Below are 23,342 nucleotides of genomic sequence, written 5' to 3' on the forward strand. Positions count from 1 at the left end.
AAGACGTGTTGATCGGTGAGGTGGCGCGACGGTCCGGGGTCAGTGCCCGCATGCTCAGGCATTACGAGTCGCTCGGCCTGGTGCGGCCTTCGGGTCGTACGGGCTCCGGCTATCGGGAGTACTCCGGGAAGGACCTCCGGCGGATCTTCCATATCGAGAGCCTGCGGTCGCTGGGGCTGTCGCTGCGTGAGATCGGGCGCGCGCTCGAAGATCCCGGCTTCACTCCCTCGGCTCTCGTCGGCGACCTCATCCGTCAGACGCGCGAACGCATCGCGGCGGAGACCGAGCTGCTCACGCGGCTGCGCCGGATCGATGCCGCGGAGCCCGCCGACTGGGAGGACGTCCTCCAGGTCGTTGCGCTCCTCCAGGCACTGGGGTCGAAGAGCGCCGACGCGCGCCAGCGCGCGGCCCTTTCCTCGGTCGACGAGGTTCCGGTACCGGTGGAGGCCCTGGTCGAGGCGGCACTGAGCGAGACAGAGCCGAACGTCGCCGGAGCCCTTCGATGGGCGCTGGCGCGATCGGGTGACGGCGGCCCGGCGCTGCTGGCGGGGGGCCTCGGCTCACCGGTGGCCGCAGTACGGGAACGTGCCGTTCAGTCCCTCGCCGAGATGCCCGGTGATGAGGCTACCGCGCGGCTCCGGGACGCTCTCGCGAACCCCGACGTCGTGGTCCGCGGGTATGCGGCTCTGGCTCTCGGGACGCGTGGAGTGGCCGATGCGATCCCGACGCTCATCGACATGATCGTGGAGGGAAAGAACGACACCGATGCAGCCGATGCACTGAGCGTGCTGGCGAGCGACGATGCGACGGCGGACCGGATCGCGACCGTGCTCGTCGACCGTCTTGCCCACGACACCACTCAAGCGCCTGCACGCGGACGGCTGACCCAGGCGTTGGCGGGCATCCCGGGGCCGACGGCCTCACGTGCCCTCGTGGAACTGTCGCACGACGGGGACCGTGCCGTTGCGCTGACTGCGGCGTACCTTCTTCAGCTACGCGACACACGGTGACGGATCTCTTCTGGGGTGCCGCGTACGCGGCCCGCGTGGGGCGGAGGGGCCCCGGACCTATCACCGTCCAATGAAGGGAGACAGCGGACCTCCTGGCACGAGTTTCCGCAGCACTACCCCGACATCGCAGCGGACGACGAGGTCACGGTCGTCCACTTCCGGGTGCTGCTCCGGCCCCCATAGCTACGGGACGTCGTCATCCCAGCACGCCTCAACCGAGGTCCGAAGAACACCCACCACCCGAACCGGCGCTCATCGTCATGATCGGGGCGGCCGGGAGCGGCAGGAGCACCTGGCCCCGTACGCAGGTCCTGGATCTCGACCAATTCCGGGCGATGGTCTCGGACGACTTCTCTAATAGGTTCTGCTGAGGCTCCATCCGGCAGACTCGGTGCCTGGTAGCCGCCAGCAGGTGAGCACTCCTTTTTCCCTGGACATCGAGTCCTGTTGACAGATCGTGCCCCTGCCGGTCGGCCAGGAGCGAAATCGCTGATGGGATGTCGTGCCCGCCCAGTTGTGGCGTGAGCACAGCCTTATTTATTAGGTCGCTGATGGTTCTCCTGCGGGCCACTGCCGATCGAGGTCAATGACGGAGGACGAGTTGCTGTTCGTTGGGAATGACTGGGCCCAGGACCACCACGACGTCGAGTCGATGGACGCCGCAGGCCGTCGGTTGTCCAAGGCCCGGCTGCCCGAGGGCGTGGCTGGCATCGAACAGCTGCACGCGATGATTGGTGCAGAGCTCGGCGAGAACAGCTAGAGGTAGATCCGTAGGTCGGTTGCCAGGCCACCGGCGATGTAGGACTCGAACTCGCGGACGGAAGCGGCTACGTTCTGGCGCGCTGCGGCATAGCCCTCGTCCCATTTGCTCCGCTGGTCGGACAGGTACTGCCCGACCTGGCCGCCACGGTTGCATCACCACTCCCGGACCGTTTCCGGTGTCCATCGCGAGTCGCTGTCACAGCCGTAGCCGAGGAACGGGTCGCTGTCTGCCGCTTCGACCAGCAGGGCGGTGTCCGCGGGCGTTCCGGGTTGGCAATAGACGTACTCGGTGAGGTACTTGCCCCCGTAGAGAACGTGGGCAGGTACTGAAAGCCATCCCGTCCAGCAGGTGTCGGTCTCCCCACCGTGGAAGGGCCCGGGGGCGTTGAGCCACAGTCAGTCTTCCCAACGGCCCCGAAAGGCCTCGCGGTCGTTACCGAGGATGGTCAGGGGGTCAAAGTAGAGCGTCACCTGCCGAGGCTGGTTAGTTTCTGAACAGTTGACCGTAATCAGCCACTTGGGTGAGCACGCCTGACCGGCGCAGCACGTCCCAGAGCGCCACCTGGTTCGCGGTGATCACGGGCAGACCGCGATCCTCCTCCAGCGCCTCGATCACACCGATCGAGCGGAATCCGTTCCCAGCGATGAAAATGCCTTCCGCATCGGAAGGCACGTTCCTGCGCACCCACTAGCCGGCGGCCGGGGTGGCGGGCGCGGGTGACGGCCAGGACGGCGGCGGCGGCGGCGGCGATCAAGCTGATCAGGCTCCAGCGCATCCACGAGGTCCATCAGGTGACCTGGCCCTGGTCGAGGCCGGTGAGGCCCTTCGCTCCTTGGAAGTCTTCTTCGATCTTCCACCTGGTGCAGATGACGTGGACGAGGTCGGCGAGGCTGACGGGGGTGGTGGAGTAGCAGCGGTAGAAGGAGAGTTCGCGGGTGCAGCGGTGGCGGCGCACGACCAGGAAGGTGTGTCCGTTGTTGTCACTGCCGGTGGGGGTGTCGTCGGAACGGACCTCGATCAGGGGCCAGTCGTAGTGCCGGTCACCCTTCAGCCCGTGCCCGGTGCGCATGCGCATCCAGGACTTTGCCGGAACCCTGGCGGCAAGTCGGGTTGCGGTCAAACGGCCAGGCGGAGGTGGCGGCGGTGTGGTCGGCCTTCACGGCCAGGGCGTAGTCGAAGCCGAGAGCACGGGCGGTGCGTCGCAGTTCCAGGCCGCCGTAGACCTCGCCGCCGGTGAACCAGCGGGCGCGTATGCCCTGTTCGTGGGCACGGTGCAACATGGCAGCGGCGAGCTGCGGCTTGGTGGCAAAGATGATCTCGTCCGGCACGTGTGTGAGCAGGCGACGTTCCTCGTCCTCGGCCCAGGCGGCGGGCAGGTACAACTCCCGGTCGATCAGCGCGTGGCCGCGCGACGATGCGTAGGTGAGGTGGACAGCGACCTGGCACAGCCCCACCCCGCCCAGGGCTCCGGAGTACTGGCGGCCCGCGCCCACACAGTCGGTGGAGGACTTCTCTTCTCCCGTATCGTCGATGGCCAAAACCGCTTGATCCTCGTCGAGTTCACCCGCAGTCCAGCGAGCCAGTCGGTCAAGGGCCGCATCGTGATCCCACGACCCACGGGAGAGAAGGTGCTGAAGCCGGTGCGGGCCCGAATGCCCCAGCGCCTCGGCGAGCGTCCAGCAGTTGCGCCGTTCCAGCTCCATCAGCATTGCCTGCGTCATCTGCCGTGCCAGCAGCCGCGAGTCGAGACGCGGGAAGCAGCAGGCCACCTCGGCCATCACCGCCCCGAACACTGTCGCCCACACCTGCTCGGTTGTCGTGGCCTCCACGGCCACCTGGTCCTTGATCGTCCTCACAAACGTTCATGATCACGGTGGCCGTTGCCGTACCCGCCCCGCCGACCTGCACGAACGCATGTGACGGAGCACCGCAGTTGACCAACCTGAGCACGCCTGTTGGTCAGCGCGCCTGGGACTGTCCGGGGATGGTGCCGCGGTCGACGCCGGTCAGGTCACGGCTGGCGTCCCACAACCGCGCCGCTACGGAGGTGTCGGTGAGGTGGTTCCACGCCCGTTGACGTCGGGGCTTGCCGCGCAGGCCGAAGACGCGCGGTCCCCACAGCTGCCCTCCACGCACGGTGGGGTCCAGCACCGCTCGGACCGCGGGCCATGCGCCGGCGTGCTTGCCCTGGACGAGGAGGGCGGCTGGTGCACCGCAGAGCCGCGCACCAGCGGTCCGCACATGGACTGGCGGCCGTGACGGGGTCAGGGAGTCCAGCGCGCCGCCGGGATGAACCACCACGCTTGCCACCGTGCTGTCGACGGCGCGCAGGCGGCGGTCGAGTTCGAGGCCGAAGTACATCTGCGCCAGCTTGGAGCGTCCGTAGGTGCGCTTGGGCCGGTAGTCCTTCTGGGACTGCAGGTCGTCGAGGTCGAGCCGCTCGGACTTCGCCGCGAAGCTGCCCATGGTCACGATGCGGGCCGCCGGTGCGGCCGACAGCAGCGGCATCAGCCAGTGGGTCAGCGTGAAGTGCCCGAGGTGGTTCGTGCCGAACATGAGCTCGTGACCGTCCCCGGTCTCCCTGCGCGGCGGGTCGTCCAGCGCGACGCCGGCGTTGTGGACCACCGCGTCGAGGTATTCCACATCCAGTGATTCCACCGCTGTTCTGAGCGACGAGAGGTCGGCGAGGTCCAGCCGTACGGCCCGCACCCGCGCACCAGGGACACGCGAGCGGATCGAGGCCGTGGCGGCTTCGGCCTTCGCGGGATTCCGGCTGCCCAGTACGACAGTGGCTCCGGTTGCAGACAACTGCTCCGCGACGAAGTACCCGATGCCGGCGTTGCCGCCGGTGACCAGGAAGAAGCTGCCATCGGCACGCGGCAGCTGTTGAACATCCCAGGGCGGGGTGGAGGAGTTGGACGACATGGCGGCGGGGCTCCCTTGCTGTTGAAGGCGACTGCGACTGCCCTGCAGGACAGCTCGACACCCACGGTTCCAGCGGCCCCCGACACATCGCCTACGGATCAACGACAGCCTCGCCGGACGGCCGACATCCTGCCGACGCGGTGCTGGCCCGTCGCATCAGCGATCAAGACTTACAGCTGCCGTGTCAGACTGCTTCTGCCATTGGCCGGTGATCGCCTCCAAACGAGGCAAGATCGCGGCGCACTCAGCTACCGAGAGGGCGTCACCGCCGACGTCAGGGTGGTCAAGGAGCGGTTCCAGAACGATGGAGGCACCGCTCCAGGGGCGCTCTCCGCAGAAGCCCCACATCTCGTCGAGGGTGAAGCCCTCGGCCTGTGCCAGCTGTCGCCGGAAGTCGTTGAAGTGGGTACAGGACCAGGCGACGTCCGGACTGCTGACGTCTCCATCTCCCGGGAAAAGGATCAATCCCACGCCATCCTCCTCGCTCATCGAGTCGACAGGATCGGCCAGAAGCAACGACATCGGCAACTGAGATGATGGTTGGGTGTCTGGCGTGATCACGACGTCGGAGCTGTCCTGGACAGCCCCGTTCACCGGGCTGAGCCCGCGCTCCTTCGGAAAGCTGGTGATCGCGCTGCGCCGAGAAGCTGCAACGGGCCGGCGACGCCCGCCGCGCGGACGACCCGTGTACCGAGCCGATCGAGGCCGGCCGCGCCCGCCTGTCCACGCCGAGCTGCGCGGCCGTGAGCCCATCACCGACCTGGACGCCCACGTCGACTACCGCTCCGTCGGCCAGCCGTACCCGAGCACCTGTTCTCTGCCAAGTCCAGCGTGTCGAAGCGGGCCCTGGTTGAGATGCGGCTACCCGAAGCGGGCATCGGCCCTTACCGCCCGGCGGATCAATGGTCGGCGACGCACCGGGTAAAGCGAAGCGACTGCTGTGCTGTGAACTTTGAGAAGTCCGAATTTGATCTTCTCGCGTGATTCGTGCTCACGCAGTGCTGCGCGTCTTCGTACAACTTTCGGCGACCGTGTCGGCAAAGATCCGAGCAAGCGGGGAGAGGGCGTCCCAGCGGCGTACGGCCCAGCCGACCGACAGCGGCGGCAGCGCCGGAATGGGGATGAGACGCAGCGGGCCGCCGTCATCAGGCGTTGGGAGACCCGGTACGGCGGGGACGACGGCGTGGCCCAGGCCGAGTTCGGCAAGAAGTAGGGCTGTGTCCCAGTCGGCGACGCTCGTGTCCGAGCCGACCCGGATGCCCAGTTCGGCGAAGACGGCATCCAGATGGGCGCCGGAGGTGGATTTCGGCGGCAGTCGGACGAGGTGAATGCCTGCGAGGTCGGAGGCATCGATGCGCGGCCGGACCGCGAGCGGATCGTCGGACCGCACGGCGAGCACCCAGGACAGATCGATGACGGGGCGCTGCTCGATGCCGCGCACTGGGCCGCCGACGGTGATCCAGGCCAGGTCGAGGTTGCTGGCCAGGAGAGCGTCGAAGCAACCGCGGCTGGAGCTCTCGGTCTGGGATTCCAGACTCACCTTTGGGTAACGCCGACGGAAGGAGACGATCGCTTCTGCCATGAAGTGCCGGACGGTCGTTCCGCCGGTCGTGATCCGCACGGAACCGCTTTCGCCCTCCACGAGGTCTCCCAGACGGCGCAGCGCAAGATCGAGCCCGGTGATGCCGTCGGCGGCGGCATCGCACAGGATGCGCCCCGCCGCTGTGGGAACAACCCCGCGCGGCTGGCGTTCCAACAGGCTCATGCCCGTCTCCCGCTCCAGGCGCTTGACGTGCTGGCTCACCGCGGACTGCGTACAGGACAGGTCACGTGCCACGGCGCTGAGGCTTCCTGCTCGACACACGGCCACGAACACGCGAAGGTCATCCAGAGTCACAGTACCCAAGCTATACCTGGGGTGAGTGGAGCAATTCCCAGGATTGACTGGGGTATTGAGGTGTCGGAAGATCGTTGCAGGGCCCAGGCGGCAACCCGTCCGGTGCCTTCGTCCGGATCCGGACCGGCGAAGGCGCTGTACGGGTGCCGACCGACCCGTCACCGAAAGGACACGGACACCGTGCCTGCTCTCCCTGCCATGACTGATCAGGCTGTCACCCTCCTGCGTGAGTTCGGCGCCGAAAGCATCGCCCACCCCGGCGGCACTCTCCTTGCCCACCTCCAGCGCGTACAGGCGCGGCTCGCGATGTGGAAGGCCCGCCCGGCCCTCCAACTCGCCGGCCTGTGTCACGCGTTCTACGGCACGGACGGCTTCCCCGCAGCTTTGCTGCCACTGGACCGACGTAAGGACCTTGCAGCGGTGATCGGCGACGAGGCCGAGGCCATCGTGTACCTGTACGCCTCATGCGACCGGAAGGCCACCTACGCGGCTCTCAGCCAGGCTGGTGCCGGTTTCCACGACAGGTTCACCGGTCGCTCTTGCATTCCAGGACCGCCGTTGCGCCGGGACTTCGCCGAACTGTCGGCCGCCAACGAACTCGATCTCGCCCACGTCGACTCCGCCTTCCTCGACAAGTGGGGCCCTGAGCTGCTCGCCTTGTTCACCCGACTGCAGGACTTGCTGAGCGCTGACGCCTGGCTCGAGTGCCGCACGGTACTCGCCGCACCTGCGCACCTGCCTCCCGGCTGATGAACCAAGATGCAGTTCGGGCCCGTCAGCGTGGAAGGCCGGCCAGCGTTGACATGGATGGCCGACCGACCGCAGTCGTGGCCTTACTGGTGCGGGGCCCTGGGCTGCAGTTGGGAGGGCAGCACGCGGACTACTGGGTGATGCTTTGCGATCCGTTCGCCTAGGAGACGGTTCTCGACAGTCGCTTGGTGCAGGGCGCCGATAAGGACTTCGACGTCGACCTTGAGCTGGGCGATCTCCTCCGCGTCGGCAGCCCGCAGTTCCTTGAGCTTGCGAATCTGCCGGCGCAGCCGTCATTCGCTGTCCGGGGTGCCGCCGCGACCGCGGACCTTGTCGTAGAAGTCGTTCTTGAGGTCGGTGTGCCGCTGGGTGAGTGCGTTCGCAGGCTGTCTCCGAGGTGAGTCCGGTGGGTGCGCATCCACCTCGCGTACCGCTTCGACAAGACCGGCGAGTACGACGGCGGCTTCATGGCCACCGTGACCGCCGTCACCGACGCCGCCGAGCACACCTGCGAGCGATGCGGAGCCCATGGCGCGTGCGGGTTGTCGTGAACGGCCAGGGCCTGGTTGCTGAGAATGTCCCGAGCTTGGCGGGCGGTGCGGATGAAGCCGGCGAAGGTCGGGGCGTGGGCTGCCGCGTGGATGGCGCGACGGGCGGCTGGCTGAGAGGCCGACCCCTGCAGCGAAGCTGTCGTTCAAGGTCATGAGGGTGTCTGCCGTGACCCGTGCTGTCCCAATGTCGAGGAGAGTGTGGATTCCTTCGCGGCTTCGGGCGGCGTATGCGCCGCTGACGGCAGTTCTCAGGTGGCCGTCAACCGTGCACCATTCCCTGGCTTCGTGGGCCTGTTGGCCCCACGGGAGCAAGTTCTCTGGCTCCAGGCAGCGAGCTCGGGGCGCAATCCGAAGGACCGTTTTGGCCCCGCCCATCGCCGATGAGCGACGGCTTCCTCGGATGGATGTGCCAGTCCGTCGGATCTGGGAGGCATCCGCTCGAATCCGGGCTGGACCAGGCCCGGCGGGTCAACAAGGCACTGGTCGTTGGTCGTCGTCCGCGTCGCCAGCATCCGCAGCGCTGTTCGGGGCCAGGGAGCGGATGCGGGGTATCGGTGAGGGCAGTAGCCAGAGCAGTGACAGGGCTCCGCCGACAGCGGCGATGAGGAGGGTCGCCCTCAGGCCGATGAGGGTGGCGAGTAGCCCTCCGACGATGGCACCGACGGGGCGTATGCCGTAGTTGATCGTGCTGTACGCGCCGGCCACGCGACTGCGCATGCCGTCGGGGATCACAGCAGCCTGGAGAGAGTTGAGGTTGACGTCGAACAGCATGACACCGAAGCCAGACAAGAATTCGGCCGCGGCCAAGGCGCCGGCACGGAGCCAGAGCGGGCCGCCTGCGGCAGCGGCAATGGCAATCGGCGCCGGGAACAGCACCGCGCCAACGACGATGCTGCGCCCCACGCCGAACCGACGCGAGACCTTCGGGGCGGACACCGCGCCAAGGAGGGAACCGGTCGCGCCGATCCCGAACGCGATGCCGATCGCTCCCGCCGACAATCCGAGGCTCCGGTTGGCGAACAGTACGATCAGCCCACTACCCGCGACAAAGGTGAAGAAGTTGACGGTCGCCGCGCATCCGAGAGCCGCCCGCAGCACTGGGTGACGGACGACGAACGACATTCCCTCTCGGGCACGTTGCAACAGCGAGGGCGCCGCTGCATTGCCGGAGACGGCAGGCGGTTCGTCGACCGGAACCCGACCGACCAGGACCGCTGACACCAGGAAGGTCAGGGCATCCACGACGACGGTGACGGGTGCGGTCAGCGCCTGGACCAGAACGCCACCGATGGCCGGGCCGGCGACATACGAAACCGACCGGCTGGCGCTGAGCTTGCTGTTCGCGTCGACGTAGGACGCCTGCGGCACGAGGCGCACGAAGAACGGTGGATAGGCGGTGTTGAACAGCACGCCGGCTGTGCCCATCAGCAGCGCCACTGCATACAACTGTCCCAGCGTCACCGCCCGTAACAGGTAGGCCGCCGGGACACTGAGCAGTACTGCGGCGCGCACCAGATCGGCAAGGATCATCAGACGGCGCTTGTGGGCTCGGTGGTCGACCCATGCCCCCAGGAAGATTGCGAGCAGGTTCGGGGTCCAGATCAGTGCGGTCAGCCACGCCACCTGGTTGGCCGAGGCGTTCAGGGCGCTGATGGCGATCAGGGGCAGGGCCAGTTCGGTGATCCTGTCGCCGAACTGTGAAACCGATTGACCGGCCCAGAAGCGGCGGAACCGTCGATCCCGCCACAGCGATATTGCGGCGGTCCGGTCCGGGCTGTTCACGACGTCTGCCCGGTCTGCTCCTCGGCACCTTCCGGCAGGACGTAGCGCATCAGCCGGACGCCGCGGCCGTCCGTGGGCCGCTCGGCCAGGTCGCGAGTCACGTACGGCGCGAGAATGCGCTCGATCCCGTCCTCGATGGCGGCCAGTTCCTCAGCCGAAACGACGACGCGGGTGTTGGCCAGCCCGGCCAGCCTGCGCCACGCCGGATCGAGTTCGGGCTCGACCTCGGCAGCCCACTGGCTCGGGAGGTCTGCATAGCGCAGGAACATCTGCTGCGACAGCACCCGCGCGGCTGACCGGCCTTCTTCATCGGCCGGGTCCTGCGGTGCCTCGAATCGGAAGCCGCGTGCCACGGCCTCCCACCGTCGCTGGCGTCGGTCCGGGCCTGGCTCACTGTCGCGGACCAGTCCAAAGCTCGCCAAGTGGCGCAGATGCCAACTGGTCACCGACGGCGTCGCTCCGACGTCGGGCGCGAGTTGCGTCGCGGTCGCAGGCCCGTGCTGGTGGAGGTGGTCAAGGATCGCCAGCCGAACCGGATGCGCCAAGGCCCTCATGGCTTGGGGGTCAGTGATCTCGATATCGCCCAGGCGATTATTGGAGGTCATAATGTGAGAGTCTCCTCTCACAAATTGTGAGAGTCAACTCTCACATCGGTGGCGTCAAGTAGCTGCCGGCATATGTTCATGTGGGTCAGGTGTAGTCAGGCACCTGCGGCGGCCTGTTGCCGGGACTTGGTGTGGGCGAGTCGGTAGGAATCACTGCCGATCACACTGCTGGGGCCGGAGATCTCGTTCCGCTGGGGACAGACAAGCCGTTCACTGCCAATTCACCTTCTTCGCCAGCTTGTTGGCCTCGCCCTCGGCCCGGGCAGCGTGGTACTCGGCCCAGTCGCGTCTTGCGTAGGCGACCCAGCGGATGGCGGTGTGACGGTGCATGCCGGTCAGGTCGGCGGGAATCGGGCTTGGGAGATCGGATGCGAGTGCGGCGTTGCGGGCGGTGCGGACCGTGATGCCGTGGTCCGTCGCACGCGCCCTCTGAGCGGCGGGCCGCGATGCGTACGTTCTCGCGGCCGCACCGGGCGCGCGCCATCGAAGGTGGACAGGGTTGTCCCATAACCTGGCGGTGCATGAGAACACTGTGCCCCGGGGGGATACATGGACTCGTTGTCCTTGGTCTCGGCGATCGTCGCCGTCTGCGGTGCGGCGGTTGCCGCGCTCTTCACCTATTGGCAGCAACGCCGCCTGCGGTCATGGGAGCAACGCAACTACATGGACCGGTACGGGGCCTCCCTGGCGTGGGCCGCGTTCGATCTGCAGACCAGGCTCTACAACATCCTGCACGGCCACGTCGTCGACCTGGACTCCTCGCGCGGCACCGGCTTCCTGACCTCCTTCCTCACAAGGGGCGCCGATCGCGAGGCCGACTTCGTGCGGCGCAGCACGGTCTTCGTGCTCGCCGAATACCTGGGCTGGGTGGAAATCCTGCGCCGTGACATCCAGTTCCTCGACCTTGGCCGGAGCCGCGTCAACACGCAGATCATGCTGCAGATCTCGCGGATCGGCACGAGCTTGGCCAGGATCGACCCGGTGAGCAATGAGCTGCGCCTGTTCCGCGTCCAGCAGCGAGCCATCGGCGAACTGATGGTCCATCCCGATGGTGAGCCGGGGCGGCGCCGCTGTCTGGGGTACGCGGAGTTCTGCGTGAAGCTGGAGCACGACAACGGCTTCGCCGAGTGGTTCTCCGTCCTGCTGGCGGACGTGGACCGGCTCGCTGCGGACACCGCCCCGGCCATCACTCGGCTGCAGGATCTGCAGACGCAGTTGGTCACGCTGATCGACCTGCTGGATCCGAAGAGGGCACGCTTCCCGCAGTTCCGGCTCGCCTTCAACCGCGACAGCCACACCCTGGAGTGAGCGCCACGTCCACTTGCACGACGCTGACGTGACAGGCTCGCACCCGCCTGACCTGGAAGGTCGAGGTCCAGTGGCACGAGCTCTGGCACGAACCCTGCATCGGTCAATAGTGAATTTCGCTGACACAAAAACCAGGCATCCGGCACCACTGCCTCACAGGCTCCCGGGCCGGCCCCAGAAACCCGCTCACCAGGGGAAACAAGGGGCAACCTCTCAGGCATAGCGGGCTTTCCAGGTCTCGGGCTCCCAGGTTCGGCACAGGGATTCCGGAACCCGAGAGGTCGGGCAACGTGACACCAACTACGGGGCAGACATAAGAGAGGGCTGCCATGCACCGGTAGCGGCCCTCCCCGTGCACATGCGGTTCAGTCAGTGGCGGCGTCCTTGCTGTCTCACCGGTGTCTGAGCGGTCTCAGTGAAGATCGAGCGTGGGCAAGCGCGCCGCATCGACGGCGCTCAATCCCCCAGGGCGAGGAACTGGCGGGCGCCGCGCAACGTGGTGTTCATTTTGCGCTGGGTGGCGCGGCTGTCGAGGCGGACGTCAAGGGCCCCGGGAAGCGCACTTTCAGCCCGCAGACCGGCAGGCAGTCGGGAGGCGTCGAGCCCGTCACGCTTGGCAATGAGGATGCCGAGTTCGTGACGGCTCACGGCGTCCGCTCCTGCCAGATGGTGAACCCCGGTCGCGTCGCAGGACCCAAGTTCCAGCAGTGCGGCGGCCAGGTCAGCGACATGCACCGGGCAGCGAATGTCGTCAGTGAACAGGACGCCGTTCCGGGTACCGGCCGCGAGGTCATGCACAGCGCGTACGTGCACGGACCGCCGGTCGCCGATGATCAGCGATGTGCGAGCGATGACGGCGTCCGGGTACACGAGACGGACGCCTGTCTCCGCTGCGGCCTTCGCTGCGCCGTACGGGGTGACAGGGTCGGGGAGACAGGATTCGTCGTAGTGGACGCGGGTGCCGGAGAAGACCGCGTCGCTGGAAACATGGACCAGGCGGCTACCGTACTTTGCCGCAGCCATGGCCAGGCGGACAGGGCCCTCAGCCGTGACCGCCCAGTCGGCCTCGCCGCTCGTTGCGTTGACGACGAGGCGCGGGCCCACCTCAGCCATGACCGCTTCGACACGCTCGGGGTCCCGCAGGTCGAGGGCCCGCCACGTGACCTCCGGAATGCTGCTGGGCCTGGTCGCGAAGGTCGCGGCCGTCGCGTGCCCCGCCGCTGCCGCCTGGCGGACCAGCTCGCTCCCCAGGAACCCGTTGCCGCCGACGATCAGCACTGTCATGACGCGACACGGTAGAGCATTCTCGTGCCGCTCCAAACCGAAACGGGACAGTCGCGTCGCGGCTGTCCCGCGATACTGAATCTTGAGTGCGTGTCATCGAACACTGATCAACGCGAGTTGGTGCCATCGAAGCCTGAGTGGCACAGGGTGCCTGTCTATCAGGGGTGGTCACTGCTTCCGCTTGATCGGCGTGAAAGGTCCGGTCTTGTGGGCCACGCATTTCTCGACGATGGTCTCCTCGCCGGCCGCTGAGCCCTCCAGGCAGAGCCGGCCACCGTTGACGCGCAGGTCGAGAAGGAACCGGGTGGTCGCGCCGGACTTCCTGAGCTCATGGATGCGTTCGTCGATGTAGCCGAGGTCGTTCAGGATCTTCCTGACCTTGGCGGGGGTGGGGTCTGCCAGATCCCAGAGCGCCTGGGTGATGCGCTCTTCATGGAGGCCACCAGCGCACCAGTCGCGAGCGTCCAACTCCACTTCCGGGCCCGCCGTGGGAGCGCGGGGTGCCTCGAGCGCCTCGGTCGCGGGATCGTCGGTCGGCAGCGTCGCCGCCGACGGGGTGCCCGAGGGGCAGGACTGCGCAATCTTGTCCAACATCACGGTGAAAGCCGCCTGCTGATCGGAGACGGCCGGCGCCTCTGTGTGCTGGGCGCCGACGGCGTCGGCGGGCTTGCCTTGCGATCCGGCGGCACCAGTCTTCTCTGTGCCGCAGGCGGCGAGTGCCAGGGTTGCGAGGGCTGTTACCGCGAGGGCGAGCCGCGGGCGGCGCGGGGAGCGAACAACCGTGCTGGTCAGCGTCATGTGCACAGCCTCCGGGCACGCCTCCCGCTGCACATGAGTACGCGTACTCAACGGGACCGGATTCAGCGGCGCAGGTCATGGGAGAGGGGACAGTGATCACTCAGTGCCCACCGTGGTCGGCCGCGCGTTCCTGCGGGAGGCGGAGGTCGCGGTGAGCGCGTCGCGGCGGGCGAGGGCGCGGGCCGGTGCCGATGATCTGGTGGGCGAGCTGGTGGTCTCGGTGCAGATGGGCTTTGGCACGCGACAGCTGCCGGGCGCGCTGGGCGCGCTGCGTCGCCGCTTCCCGCGGCTGGAGGTCACCGTCTTCGAGGAGCCGAGCTCCGCCGAGCTGGAGCGGCTGGGGCGCCGGGGCGTGCTGGACCTCGCCCTGATGGCGGCGTGCGAGCAGAGCCCCGCCGACGCCCACCACCTCGGCGACGAGGAGTTCGTCGTGGTGCTGGGCGCCGGGCACCGGCAGCTCGCCGCGGACCGGGTCGAGCTGCGCGAACTGGAGGGGGAGCCGTGGGTGAGGTTCGACCGCGACAGCGCGCTCGACGGTGTGCTGCTGAACGTGCTGCGGGACAACGATCTGACCCCGACCACGGCCGCCCGCGTGTCCCAGACGGCGACGGCCGTGCGCTGGGCCGCCCACGGGCTGGGGGTGACGCTCGTCCCGGCCTCTGCGGTGCCCCACGGTCACGAGCACCTCGTTCGCCCGGTGTTCCCGGTCGTGTCCCAGCCCGTCATCGCCGTGGTCCGGCACGGCGCGGGCCCGGCGGAGACGGCCCTGCTCGAACTCCTGCGTCAGGAGACCTGGTCCGAGTCCGCTTCCTTCTCACCGGTGTCCTGACGGCCGAGAAGGAAGCGGGCGCCTGAATTCCCTTTGTCGAAACCGGCATTCCGGAATGCCGTCGGCGTCAACCCCTGGGGAATGCACCGCCGTCCACAACGAGATTGCTCCCGGTCAGCCAGCTCGCCCGGTCGGACACGAGGAACAGCACTGCGTGGGCGAGGTCGTCGGGCTGACCATTGCGCCCCAGCGGCACGGTGGTGTTGTTCTGGCCCTGCGCCGGATCCAGGCGCGCCCACTGTTCCCGCGTCAGTTCGCCGCCCGGGGTGGCAACTCTGCCAGGAGTCACGGCGTTGACCCGGATTCCGAACGGGGCCAGATCCGAGGCCAGTCCCCGGCTGTAGTTCTCCAGCGCCGCCTTCGCCGCCGTGTAGTGCAGGAACGGTGGTGGCGTGAGGGGGACCGCGGCCGAGGAGACGTGCACGATCACCCCCGAACGCCGTCCCCGCATCCCCGGTACCAGCAGCGAGTCCAGCCGCACCGACGCCAGGAGGTTCAAGTCAAATTGCCGTAATCGGCCGCGCCCCGAGCGTGCGTGCCAGGCGTCGCCCGGCAGACGGCAGTTTGACGGCAGGACCCAGGCTTTTCTTGCCCTCGCCTCGCGGGCGAGGTGACCGATCCGCTCGGCGACCGGGCTGCCACGCACCCCTCCGTGCGAGCGCCGGCACCACGCCGATAAGGCCCTCGGCCGGCTCGCCGCCCAAGGCATGGACACCGATCCGGGCCCGCTCTCCGGCGAGGTACTCGTCGAGTCGCCGCCTCGCTGACGCCGGCGCAGCGGCTGCGGGTCGCCGTCGGCTGAAAAAACGCTTGGACACCGCGGGCGCCCCCGCGGGACACTGCGGTTCCTGGCCTCCCCGTACTCGCACGGATGCGTCGCCACGAGCAGCGCGGGGGCCCCGCCGTCGTGCCCCGCCTTCGGAAGACGACCCGGGCGAGGCACTCACTCGATCCGAAGCTCCGCACGGACATGGGGCAACGGCTTCTCCTCGGAGAAGCGCGTGACGAGCTGCCGCACGACAACACAGGGGTGGATGGGATTGCCTGAATCGCGCGAGGTTCCGCCCGGCGGGGGCTCGGTGCTCCTCGCCCTTCGTTACTACGGGCGGGAGTTGGCCCGGCTCCGGCGGCTGACGGTGCCCGCGATGCTGCTGCCGGCGCTGGGCAACATCGGCATCAACTACATCGCGCCGCTGCTCGTCGCGAAGCTCGTCGGCCGGATCGCCGGCGACGCCGGAATCGCCATCGGCTCGACGCTGCCCTACATCCTCGGCTTCGCCGGCGTCCTGCTGCTCGCGGAGGCCCTGTGGCGCGTCGGCCTGCACTGCCTGAACCGCCTTGACGCCCTCGGCATCGAGCACCTGTACGTGATCGGGATGGACGAGCTGTTCGTCAAGGACGCCGCGTTCTTCCACGACAACTTCGCCGGGTCGCTGACCAAGCGGGTCCTGAGCTTCGCGTCCCGCTTCGAGGAGTTCGTCGACACACTGACGTTCTCGGTCGTGGGCAGCTTCGTGCCCCTGGTGTTCGGGTCAGTGGTGCTCTGGCACTACGAACCGCTGCTCGTTGTCGGGCTCTTGACGATGATCGCACTGACGGCGCTGTGCGTGACGCCCCTCATCCGCCGCCGCCAGGCGCTCGTCGACCAGCGTGAGGAGGCGATCGCCCGGGTGTCGGGCCACGTCGCCGACAGCCTGATGAACATGGACACGGTCCGGGCGTTCGCCGCCGAGGAGCGCGAGGCCGCCGAGCACCGCTCCCGCGTCGCGGTGTCGAGGCGGCTCACGTTGCGGTCGTGGGACTACGGCAACCTGCGCATCGACACACTGGTCGCACCGATGTCCGTGCTGACCAACGCGCTGGGCCTGCTGCTCGCGGTCGCGATCGGCGGGGGCGGGCACGGCGTGGAGGCGATCGTGGTCGCCTTCACGTACTACACCAACGCAACGCGGATCATGTTCGAGTTCAACCAGATCTACCGCCGCCTGGAGAGCTCGATGACGGAGGCCGCGCAGTTCACCGAACTGCTGCTGAGGCCGCCGACCGTTCTCGACCCGCCGTCGCCGGAGCCGCTGGTGTCCCGGGCCGCCGACGTCCACTTCGAGCACGTGACCTTTGCCCACCCAGGCGCCGAGCCGCTCTTCGAGGGCCTCGACCTGGCTGTGCCCAGCGGGGCAAAGATCGGCCTCGTCGGCCGGTCCGGCGGGGGCAAGACCACGCTCAGCCGACTGCTGCTGCGGATGACGGACATCGACGCCGGCCGGATCCTGATCGGGGGGCAGGACATCAGCATGCTGCGCCAGGCCGACCTGCGCAGCCTGATCGCCTACGTGCCGCAGGACCCGGCGATGTTCCACCGCACGCTGCGGGACAACCTCGCGTTCGCCCGGCCGGACGCCACCGACGCCGAGATCCGCCGCGCGGCCGAGGCGGCGCACGTCACGGAGTTCGCCGACGCTCTGCCGGACGGCTTCGACACCATGGTGGGCGAGCGTGGCGTCAAGCTGTCCGGCGGACAGCGCCAGCGGGTCGCCCTCGCCAGGGCGATCCTGCGCGACGCGCCGATCCTGCTGCTCGACGAGGCGACCAGCGCCCTGGACTCCGAGAGCGAGATCCTCGTCCAGGAGGCGCTGTGGCGGCTCATGGAGGGGCGGACGGCGCTCGTGGTGGCGCACCGGCTGAGCACGGTCGCCACCATGGACCGCCTCGTCGTCCTCGACCGCGGACGGATCGTCGAGCAGGGCACGCACCAAGAGTTGCTCGCGTCGGACGGCGCCTACGCGAAGCTGTGGCAGCACCAGTCGGGCGGCTTCCTCGACGACACCCCCGCGCGGGCCGACCTGCACTGAACGCAAGCCCGGTGAGTGTGGCCCCCAGCCTGCCGACGCCCTCGTCCAAACTGGTCGGACGGTTCTGCCTGGTTCGTGGGGGTTGCCCCGGCCCGGGCCCGGGCGGTTCGACCGTCATGCCCGGTCGGCACCGGCAAGGCCGCCACACTTCATGAGGTGACCCCGCACAGGCAGCGCTGCAAGGCCAGAAGGAGAGGCATCGCCCGGTTGGCCTGTGTGGCGGCCCGGCGGTGCGGGACTCATCCACTGGCGTCAGGTGCGCCCGTGGATCCGCCAGCCGTGGTCCACCGGCCCGATGCCGGCCCCCAGCGCGAACCCCGCCACGATCGCCGCGGTGACGTAGTCCTTGGCCCGGCGTACCGCATCCGGTACCGGGTGGCCCTGCGCCAGGCCCACCGCGATGGCCGAGGCGAGCGTGCAGCCCGTGCCGTGGGTGTGGCGGTTGTCGTGCCGCGGGGCGCGCAGCCAGTGTTCCGCCTCGCCGTCCGTGAGCAGGTCCGCCGCCTCGCCCGGCAGGTGACCGCCCTTCACCACCACCCAGCGGGGCCCGTACGTGAGCAGCCGCGCGGCGGCGCGGCGCATATCTGCTTCGTCCGTCACCGTGATGCCGGTGAGCTGCGCGACCTCGTCGAGATTCGGCGTGGCCACCGTCGCGACCGGCAGCAGCGCGGTCCGTACGGCATCCAGCGCGTCCTCGGCCAGTAGCTTGTCGCCGTGCTTGGACACGCTCACCGGGTCCACGACGACCGGGGCCGCCACGTCCGACAACAGCTCGGCAACCACCGTGACCAGCTCGGGCGAGGAGAGCATCCCCGTCTTGACCGCCTGGACACCGATGTCGTCGACGACACTGCGGTACTGCGCGCGCACCGCCTCCACGGGGAGTTCCCATGCGCCCTGCACACCCAGGGAGTTCTGTGCCGTGACAGCCGTGAGCACGCTCATTCCGTGGGCGCCGAGCGCCAGCATGGTCTTCAGGTCGGCCTGGATTCCGGCTCCTCCGCCGGAGTCGGATCCGGCGATCGTCAGCACGCGGGGCGGCGCGGTCATGCGTGGCTCTCCTCTCGGTTGCAGGTCCATGCCCGGGCGTATGCGCGGGCCGCTGCTCGGGGGTCCTCGGCGGCGCAGATGCCGGAGACAGCGGCGGCGCCCACCGCCCCGGCGTCCCGCAGACGTGGCAGGTCGGCCGGGGTGACGCCGCCGATGGCCACGGCCGGCAGGTCGCTGAGCCGGGCGAGGCGGGCGAAGCCGGCATGGCCGAGCGCGGCCGGGGCATCCGCTTTGGTCCGGGTCGCGTGGAGCGCGCCGATGCCGATGTGGTGGACACGTGCCGGATTCCCGGCGGCGGCGCGCAGTTCGTCGGGGGTGGCGGCGCTCAGGCCCAGGACCGCGTGCTCACCGATCAGTTCGCGTACCGCGGCCGGCGGCAGATCCGACTGGCCGACGTGGACCCCGGTGACGCGCGCCCCGGCTGCCCGGGCCGCCAGGAACACATCCACACGGTCGTTGACGATCAGCGCCACCCGTTCGGGGACCACGGCGGCCACCTCCAGAACCGTACGCAGGAACGTCCTCCCGGCGGCGTGCTTCTCCCGGACCTGCACGGCGGTGACGCCTCCGGCCACCGCCAGGGCGACGGTCTCGGCCACGCTCCGGCCGCGGGCCGCGCACTGGGCTGCGTCCGTGACCAGGTAGACCGACAGATCCACCGGTGCCGCGGTCACGAGAGCACCGCCGGCTCGGCGAGGTCGGATTCCTCCAGCGCGGCGAGCGCGTCCAGGAAGGAGACGGCGAAACTGCCGGGCCCGGAGGCTTCCTTCGCGGCGAGCTCGGCGGCGACCGTGTACGCGGTCACTGCGGCCACCGTCGCGGCGAACCGGTCCTCGTCGACCGCCGCGAAGGCCGCCATCACCGCACCCAGCGCACAGCCGCCACCTGTCACCCGGGTCAGCAGGGCATCCCCATGGGTGTTCCGGGCGCTGCGCACCCCGTCGGTGACGAAGTCGACGGGCCCCGACACGGCGACCACGCAGTCGGTTGTACGAGCCAGCGCGCGTGCTGATTCCTCAGCGGCCTCGACGCCGTGGGAGGAGTCCACGCCGCGACCGCCACCGCCGGCGCCCGCGAGCGCGATGATCTCGGACGCGTTGCCCCGGATCACGGTCGGCCGCAGCTCCAGGAGCTCTCGTGCCAGCGTGGTACGTACCGGCAGGGCGCCGACCGCCACCGGGTCGAGCACCCACGGCGTACCGGCCGAAGCCGCTGCCCGCGCTGCTTCGACCATGGCGGAGCGCTGCTCCGCGTGCGGGGTGCCGAGATTGACCAGGACGCCTGAGGCGATCCGGGCGAACGGGCCGGCCTCGTCCGGAATGTCGACCATGGCCGGTGAAGCGCCCAGCGCCAGCAGGACGTTGGCGGTGAACCCAGTGACCACCGAGTTGGTCAGGCACTGCACCAGCGGGGAGTCCGCCCGCACGCGTGCGAGGGCCTGCGGGACGAAGGCTGTGTGATCGACGGATGTCGAGGGCATTCGGAGTCGCTCCGTGCGGGAGGGGATGCTGTCGGGACGCCGGGGGCCGTCGGGATCCGTCGGCCGACGGCGGTCAGTCCTGCGGTCGGTGACGCAGCCGCAGCGGCGCGTATACCGCCAGGGCCACGAGAAACGCCACGTAGTACGAGAGGTCGGCGCCGTGCAGGGCAGCCGCCACCGGGCCCACATACAGACTGGTGTCCATGAACGGCACGGCGGCGGCGAAGGCGACGACGAACGCCAGCAACGGGGGCCATCCGGGCTGTGCCCGGGTGGTCTCGACGGCGAGGTCGATCGCGGCGCCGCCCCGCGCCCGGGCCCGGGCGAGCCAGTCGACGACGACGATCGCCACGAAACCGGGAATCCAGTAGCCGACGAACAGCAGCACGTTCTGGAAGCGGGCCGTGGTGTCGGCGGCGTGCATCCACAGCACCAGAGGGAAGCCGAGCACGGCGGCGAGGGCGGCAGCCGCCGGGCGCGGAAGGCGCACTCCCACGGTCTGCAGCGCCAGGGAACCGCTGTAGTCGTTCATGGCGTTGCTGCTGAGGGCCGCCAGCGCCACGGCGAGCAGTCCGAACGCGCCCAGCACCCCGCCGCCCAGCAGCTCGTCCACGCCCGCGGCGGTCTGGTCGGTCAGCACCGAGGCACCCCACAGGCCGAGTGTCTGTACGGCGACGAAGGACACCACGAGGCCGAGCAGCGTGCACCAGAACATGCGTGGGCGCGAGGTGGTGCGCGGCAGGTAGCGGCTGAAGTCGCTGGCGTACGGAGCCCAGGACAGGGTCAGACTCAGCGCGATGGTGCTGGTCAGGACGAACGCGCCGACCTGGTCGGCGCCGTGCGCGGTACCGGTGCCGGCGGGGTGGACACCGTCGAGCAGTCGCCAGGCGATCAGCGCGAATGCGGCGGCGAGTACGAAGGTCATGACGATCTGAAGCCGGTGGATGGCCTCGTAGCCCAGCACGCCGAGGGCGCCCTGGGCCACCAGCATGACCAGGACACCGAGCCAGAACGGCCAGCCGCACAGCCGCGCGAGCGCGTCCCCGCCGAACAGCCCGATCAGCGCGTCCCAGGCGACCGAGGACAGCCACTGCAGGATGCCGGGCACCGCCACGCCGCGGCCGAAGGCGAGCCGGGCCAGCGGCAGCTGCCCGGCACCGGTCTGGCTCCCCCAAGTGCCCAGGTAGGCGGTGGGCACCGCGCCGAGCACGGTGCCCAGCACGACGGCGGTGAGCGCGGCTGCGAAGTCCAGGCCGAGGGCGATGCCGACGGTGCCGGTGAACACGCCGGTCATGGTCAGATTGGGAGCGAACCATACGGTGAACAGGCGCCCGGGACCGCCGTAGCGGTTGCTCTCGGGGACCGGCTCTATACCGTGCGCTTCCACACGGAGGTCGCCGGGGGCCGTCGGCATCCGTCCGTCGAAAACGGCCGGTCGGCCGTCGGCGGGCAGACCGCCGGATGCATGCACCAAAGGCATGGAAGACATCCCTCCGCCAGTACGAACTGGTTCAGGTTCGACGGGTGTGATCTCAGCCCTCGGATGGGGCACCCCGTGTCCGGTACGACGGACAGACTAACCCGATCGCTCCGGCCCTCACCTCGCCGGGACCGGTACTCCGAAAGGATCTCCGACAGGAGCAAGGGGCTGCTCGGCCCGGATGGTCTGCCGTCGACGTCGTGATGGGAGCCCCAGCGGGAGGTGAGCCGGGTCACCCCCCGCGGCCGCCCTCGTCGCTGATCCGCGCGGCGCGAGGGCGGGGCGCTCCCGGTCCGGTGTCCGGAGGAGGCCGTCGGCGCACAGCACGAGGACGGCCTTCCGCGAGTCGGCGTTCAGCGGTTTCGAAGAGCACCCCGCCCCGCGGCCTGCTCCAGCGCCTCACCGTCATCGCAGCACGTGACCCCCGCCATGCCCTCCCTCGGCGTGCTCGCTCACCTTTGGCCGAGCTTGATGTGCTCGGTCAGGTTGCCGAGCTCGCTGCCGAGTTTCTGCACGGGGTCGGCGAAGGAGGCCAGGGCGGACTCGATGTCGACCGCTGCGGCCGTGTGATGCTCCATGACAGCTGCGTGCTCCAGCCGTGCCCACACGGCGGCTTCGGCCACCAGCGCGTCGCGCTGAGGACTGGCAACCGGGTGCTGGGATGCCTGGGTGAGCAGCTCGCGGGCCCTCTGGGCAGGGGTGCTGTCGTTCATGGACCGAATCTTTCCAGCGAAGGCCGGGCGACATGCGGTTTCGGGGGCGGGACACTCGGGCCGAGCCGGTGGTGGAATGGCACAGCATGCGGACGAGCTCTCCGTAACCGGTGACGATCCCACGCTCTCCCCCGCCCGGCCGGGGGCTCGTCCGATACACGGCCGACCATGGCGCGGCGGAGATGCCCGGGCGGATGATCTCGGCACATGGCCGGTCAGCCGTCGGCCCGCAGAGCGTGGAGCAGCATCGGCAGCGAGGAGTGCAACTCACGCTGCCAGTACGCCCAGCCGTGGGTCCCCGGTCCGTAGAAGTGGGTGGTCACGTGCTTCGCGCCGTTGCGTCCGAGCTCGCTCGCAAGGGCCTGGTTCTGCCTGTTGAAGTCCGCTTCGAGCGCGCTCGTGGTGCCCGGCGGGTCCAAGGGGCCGGTGGTGCCGTCGCCGCAGGACAGGTAGACGGGGATCGACTTGAGGCGCTTGGCCAGGTGGAACGGGTCGTGGGCCGCCCAGACATCACGTTGCGCGACCGGGTCGCCCCAGACCCTCAGCGGGTCGTTGCCCTGACCGGCGAAGAAACCCATGATGCGGTTCATCGACTCGTCGTTGAGCAGCGGGTGCACAGAGCCGGAGTACGCCGCAGCTGCCTTGAACATCCCGGGGTGCCGGGCGGCATACAGCAGGGCGCCCTGGCCACCCATCGAAAGTCCCGCCACGACGCGGTTCCTGCTCGCCCCCCAGTCGTGCTCGAGGAGGAGGCGCAGCTCCTTGGTGTGGAAGGTCTCCCACGCCGGGTCACCACCCTGGCCGTAGTTCCACCAGTCGCTGTACCAGCCGTTCCAGCCGGCCTCCGGCATGACCACGAGGACGTCGCGCAGGCTGTCGGTCCGCGCGACGTCGGTCTGGCTGGTCCACGACGTGTAGTCCCCGCAGCAGCCGTGCAGCAGCCAGAGGGTCGGCCAGTGCCGGCTCCGGTCGCTGGGGTCCCAGCCATCGGGCGTGAGCAGACGCACGTTCACCGTCCGGCCGCCGAGGGCCGGTGAACGGACCGACAAGTCGACCTGCCGGTCGGCTACCTGGGTGAAGGCGACGACCTCTGCACCCCGGGTCGAGGGCCCGAGCCCGCCCGCTTCCGCGGCGGGTGACACCGTCGACGCGGTGGCCGGCGCCGCCGGTATCGACGCCAGAGTGAGCAGCAGCGCGGCAAGGACGAGCAGGAGGCGGGCTCGGCGGATCGGTATGGCGGTCATGGCGGCTCCTGACGGTGGGTGGTC

General features: G+C 69.1%; 23 protein-coding genes, 2 pseudogenes and 1 riboswitch. Of the genes and pseudogenes, 7 read left to right on the top strand and 18 right to left on the bottom strand.

Annotation, left to right across the window (positions count from 1 at the left end):
- The first annotated feature begins 5 nt into the window (after positions 1–5).
- Together ACFVYE_RS15450 and ACFVYE_RS15455 are read left to right on the top strand one after the other, a co-directional pair.
- Entirely contained in the window at positions 6–1,010 is a 1,005-nt protein-coding gene (locus tag ACFVYE_RS15450; RefSeq protein ID WP_383959243.1) for a MerR family transcriptional regulator, read from the top strand.
- Positions 1,011–1,611: 601 nt separating this feature from the next.
- Complete coding sequence (locus ACFVYE_RS15455; RefSeq protein ID WP_383959241.1) at positions 1,612–1,770, top strand: hypothetical protein; 159 nt, start codon at positions 1,612–1,614, stop codon at positions 1,768–1,770.
- Positions 1,771–2,256: 486 nt separating this feature from the next.
- Here the strand turns inward: ACFVYE_RS15455 and ACFVYE_RS15460 are convergent, their stop codons facing one another.
- The 5 genes from ACFVYE_RS15460 to ACFVYE_RS15480 form a co-directional block, all read right to left on the bottom strand.
- Complete coding sequence (locus ACFVYE_RS15460) at positions 2,257–2,445, bottom strand: hypothetical protein (protein ID WP_383959239.1); 189 nt, start codon at positions 2,443–2,445, stop codon at positions 2,257–2,259.
- Positions 2,446–2,560: 115 nt separating this feature from the next.
- A complete protein-coding gene (locus tag ACFVYE_RS15465) occupies positions 2,561–2,842 on the bottom strand; it encodes a hypothetical protein (protein ID WP_383959238.1) in 282 nt (93 codons plus the stop codon).
- On the bottom strand, positions 2,814–3,629 hold the full coding sequence (locus ACFVYE_RS15470; RefSeq protein ID WP_383959236.1) for an IS701 family transposase: 816 nt from the start codon (positions 3,627–3,629) through the stop codon (positions 2,814–2,816). Before ACFVYE_RS15470 ends, ACFVYE_RS15465 begins: the two co-directional genes overlap by 29 nt.
- A 103-nt stretch (positions 3,630–3,732) precedes the next feature.
- Entirely contained in the window at positions 3,733–4,698 is a 966-nt protein-coding gene (locus ACFVYE_RS15475; RefSeq protein WP_389605864.1) for an SDR family NAD(P)-dependent oxidoreductase, read from the bottom strand.
- A gap of 156 nt (positions 4,699–4,854) precedes the next feature.
- On the bottom strand, positions 4,855–5,259 hold the full coding sequence (locus ACFVYE_RS15480; protein ID WP_383959232.1) for a hypothetical protein: 405 nt from the start codon (positions 5,257–5,259) through the stop codon (positions 4,855–4,857).
- Here ACFVYE_RS15480 and ACFVYE_RS15485 point away from each other — a divergent pair.
- Positions 5,243–5,383, top strand: a pseudogene (locus tag ACFVYE_RS15485) (IS5/IS1182 family transposase); the annotation flags it as partial. The gene ACFVYE_RS15480 and the pseudogene ACFVYE_RS15485 overlap by 17 nt on opposite strands.
- Before the next feature lie 306 nt (positions 5,384–5,689).
- Here ACFVYE_RS15485 and ACFVYE_RS15490 read toward each other — a convergent pair.
- Positions 5,690–6,595, bottom strand: coding sequence for a LysR family transcriptional regulator (locus ACFVYE_RS15490; protein ID WP_389605867.1), 906 nt, complete (start codon positions 6,593–6,595; stop codon positions 5,690–5,692).
- Positions 6,596–6,793: 198 nt separating this feature from the next.
- Between ACFVYE_RS15490 and ACFVYE_RS15495 the strand changes: the two genes are divergently transcribed.
- Positions 6,794–7,345 (top strand): DUF6817 domain-containing protein, encoded by a 552-nt coding sequence (locus ACFVYE_RS15495; RefSeq protein ID WP_383959229.1) that lies wholly within the window; start codon positions 6,794–6,796, stop codon positions 7,343–7,345.
- A gap of 293 nt (positions 7,346–7,638) precedes the next feature.
- On the opposite strand, the gene ACFVYE_RS15500 is transcribed toward ACFVYE_RS15495, so the two are convergent.
- The 3 genes from ACFVYE_RS15500 to ACFVYE_RS15510 form a co-directional block, all read right to left on the bottom strand.
- Complete coding sequence (locus tag ACFVYE_RS15500; RefSeq protein ID WP_383959227.1) at positions 7,639–7,875, bottom strand: hypothetical protein; 237 nt, start codon at positions 7,873–7,875, stop codon at positions 7,639–7,641.
- A 489-nt stretch (positions 7,876–8,364) separates the two neighbouring features.
- Positions 8,365–9,678 (bottom strand): MFS transporter, encoded by a 1,314-nt coding sequence (locus ACFVYE_RS15505; RefSeq protein WP_383959226.1) that lies wholly within the window; start codon positions 9,676–9,678, stop codon positions 8,365–8,367.
- Positions 9,675–10,283, bottom strand: a complete 609-nt coding sequence (locus ACFVYE_RS15510) for an ArsR/SmtB family transcription factor (protein ID WP_383959224.1) — start codon at positions 10,281–10,283, stop codon at positions 9,675–9,677. Before ACFVYE_RS15510 ends, ACFVYE_RS15505 begins: the two co-directional genes overlap by 4 nt.
- Positions 10,284–10,832: 549 nt before the next feature.
- Between ACFVYE_RS15510 and ACFVYE_RS15515 the strand changes: the two genes are divergently transcribed.
- Positions 10,833–11,591, top strand: a complete 759-nt coding sequence (locus ACFVYE_RS15515) for a hypothetical protein (RefSeq protein WP_383959222.1) — start codon at positions 10,833–10,835, stop codon at positions 11,589–11,591.
- A gap of 456 nt (positions 11,592–12,047) precedes the next feature.
- Here the strand turns inward: ACFVYE_RS15515 and ACFVYE_RS15520 are convergent, their stop codons facing one another.
- Both ACFVYE_RS15520 and ACFVYE_RS15525 read right to left on the bottom strand, forming a co-directional pair.
- The gene (locus tag ACFVYE_RS15520; RefSeq protein WP_389605870.1) at positions 12,048–12,875 is read right to left on the bottom strand and encodes an SDR family oxidoreductase; all 828 of its coding nucleotides are present in this window, start codon (positions 12,873–12,875) and stop codon (positions 12,048–12,050) included.
- Between the two features lie 168 nt (positions 12,876–13,043).
- The gene (locus tag ACFVYE_RS15525; protein WP_383959218.1) at positions 13,044–13,673 is read right to left on the bottom strand and encodes a hypothetical protein; all 630 of its coding nucleotides are present in this window, start codon (positions 13,671–13,673) and stop codon (positions 13,044–13,046) included.
- Between the two features lie 103 nt (positions 13,674–13,776).
- Between ACFVYE_RS15525 and ACFVYE_RS15530 the strand changes: the two genes are divergently transcribed.
- A complete protein-coding gene (locus ACFVYE_RS15530) occupies positions 13,777–14,502 on the top strand; it encodes a LysR family transcriptional regulator substrate-binding protein (protein ID WP_383959216.1) in 726 nt (241 codons plus the stop codon).
- Positions 14,503–14,569: 67 nt separating this feature from the next.
- Here the strand turns inward: ACFVYE_RS15530 and ACFVYE_RS15535 are convergent.
- Positions 14,570–15,007: pseudogene (locus ACFVYE_RS15535) on the bottom strand (SDR family oxidoreductase); the annotation flags it as partial.
- A 529-nt stretch (positions 15,008–15,536) separates the two neighbouring features.
- Between ACFVYE_RS15535 and ACFVYE_RS15540 the strand changes: the two are divergent.
- The gene (locus ACFVYE_RS15540) at positions 15,537–17,351 is read left to right on the top strand and encodes an ABC transporter ATP-binding protein (RefSeq protein ID WP_383959214.1); all 1,815 of its coding nucleotides are present in this window, start codon (positions 15,537–15,539) and stop codon (positions 17,349–17,351) included.
- A gap of 252 nt (positions 17,352–17,603) precedes the next feature.
- On the opposite strand, the gene thiD is transcribed toward ACFVYE_RS15540, so the two are convergent.
- The 6 genes from thiD to ACFVYE_RS15570 form a co-directional block, all read right to left on the bottom strand.
- Entirely contained in the window at positions 17,604–18,401 is a 798-nt protein-coding gene (gene thiD, locus ACFVYE_RS15545) for a bifunctional hydroxymethylpyrimidine kinase/phosphomethylpyrimidine kinase (RefSeq protein ID WP_383959213.1), read from the bottom strand.
- On the bottom strand, positions 18,398–19,075 hold the full coding sequence (gene thiE / locus ACFVYE_RS15550; protein ID WP_383959211.1) for a thiamine phosphate synthase: 678 nt from the start codon (positions 19,073–19,075) through the stop codon (positions 18,398–18,400). The genes thiD and thiE overlap by 4 nt, the downstream gene beginning before the upstream one ends.
- Positions 19,072–19,881, bottom strand: a complete 810-nt coding sequence (thiM, locus tag ACFVYE_RS15555) for a hydroxyethylthiazole kinase (RefSeq protein WP_389605874.1) — start codon at positions 19,879–19,881, stop codon at positions 19,072–19,074. Before thiM ends, thiE begins: the two co-directional genes overlap by 4 nt.
- Before the next feature lie 73 nt (positions 19,882–19,954).
- Entirely contained in the window at positions 19,955–21,361 is a 1,407-nt protein-coding gene (locus ACFVYE_RS15560; RefSeq protein ID WP_383959207.1) for a purine-cytosine permease family protein, read from the bottom strand.
- Positions 21,353–21,447: riboswitch (TPP riboswitch) on the bottom strand. (Overlaps the previous gene by 9 nt.)
- Before the next feature lie 366 nt (positions 21,448–21,813).
- On the bottom strand, positions 21,814–22,074 hold the full coding sequence (locus tag ACFVYE_RS15565) for a hypothetical protein (RefSeq protein WP_383959205.1): 261 nt from the start codon (positions 22,072–22,074) through the stop codon (positions 21,814–21,816).
- A 215-nt stretch (positions 22,075–22,289) separates the two neighbouring features.
- The gene (locus ACFVYE_RS15570) at positions 22,290–23,318 is read right to left on the bottom strand and encodes an alpha/beta hydrolase (RefSeq protein ID WP_389605876.1); all 1,029 of its coding nucleotides are present in this window, start codon (positions 23,316–23,318) and stop codon (positions 22,290–22,292) included.
- Positions 23,319–23,342: the final 24 nt, after the last annotated feature.

It is taken from the genome of Streptomyces sp. NPDC058239 (assembly GCF_042882185.1).
In the GTDB taxonomy this organism is placed as follows: domain Bacteria; phylum Actinomycetota; class Actinomycetes; order Streptomycetales; family Streptomycetaceae; genus Streptomyces.

Coding starts and splice junctions, on each gene's coding strand:
- ACFVYE_RS15465 (WP_383959238.1), bottom strand. CDS start 2,842: ATGCGCACCGGGCACGGGCTGAAGGGTGACCGGCACTACGACTGGCCC.
- ACFVYE_RS15475 (WP_389605864.1), bottom strand. CDS start 4,698: ATGTCGTCCAACTCCTCCACCCCGCCCTGGGATGTTCAACAGCTGCCG.
- ACFVYE_RS15495 (WP_383959229.1), top strand. CDS start 6,794: ATGACTGATCAGGCTGTCACCCTCCTGCGTGAGTTCGGCGCCGAAAGC.
- ACFVYE_RS15500 (WP_383959227.1), bottom strand. CDS start 7,875: ATGGGCTCCGCATCGCTCGCAGGTGTGCTCGGCGGCGTCGGTGACGGC.
- ACFVYE_RS15510 (WP_383959224.1), bottom strand. CDS start 10,283: ATGACCTCCAATAATCGCCTGGGCGATATCGAGATCACTGACCCCCAA.
- ACFVYE_RS15515 (WP_383959222.1), top strand. CDS start 10,833: ATGGACTCGTTGTCCTTGGTCTCGGCGATCGTCGCCGTCTGCGGTGCG.
- ACFVYE_RS15520 (WP_389605870.1), bottom strand. CDS start 12,875: ATGACAGTGCTGATCGTCGGCGGCAACGGGTTCCTGGGGAGCGAGCTG.
- ACFVYE_RS15525 (WP_383959218.1), bottom strand. CDS start 13,673: ATGACGCTGACCAGCACGGTTGTTCGCTCCCCGCGCCGCCCGCGGCTC.
- ACFVYE_RS15540 (WP_383959214.1), top strand. CDS start 15,537: ATGGGATTGCCTGAATCGCGCGAGGTTCCGCCCGGCGGGGGCTCGGTG.
- thiD (WP_383959213.1), bottom strand. CDS start 18,401: ATGACCGCGCCGCCCCGCGTGCTGACGATCGCCGGATCCGACTCCGGC.
- thiM (WP_389605874.1), bottom strand. CDS start 19,881: ATGCCCTCGACATCCGTCGATCACACAGCCTTCGTCCCGCAGGCCCTC.
- ACFVYE_RS15560 (WP_383959207.1), bottom strand. CDS start 21,361: ATGCCTTTGGTGCATGCATCCGGCGGTCTGCCCGCCGACGGCCGACCG.
- ACFVYE_RS15565 (WP_383959205.1), bottom strand. CDS start 22,074: ATGAACGACAGCACCCCTGCCCAGAGGGCCCGCGAGCTGCTCACCCAG.
- ACFVYE_RS15570 (WP_389605876.1), bottom strand. CDS start 23,318: ATGACCGCCATACCGATCCGCCGAGCCCGCCTCCTGCTCGTCCTTGCC.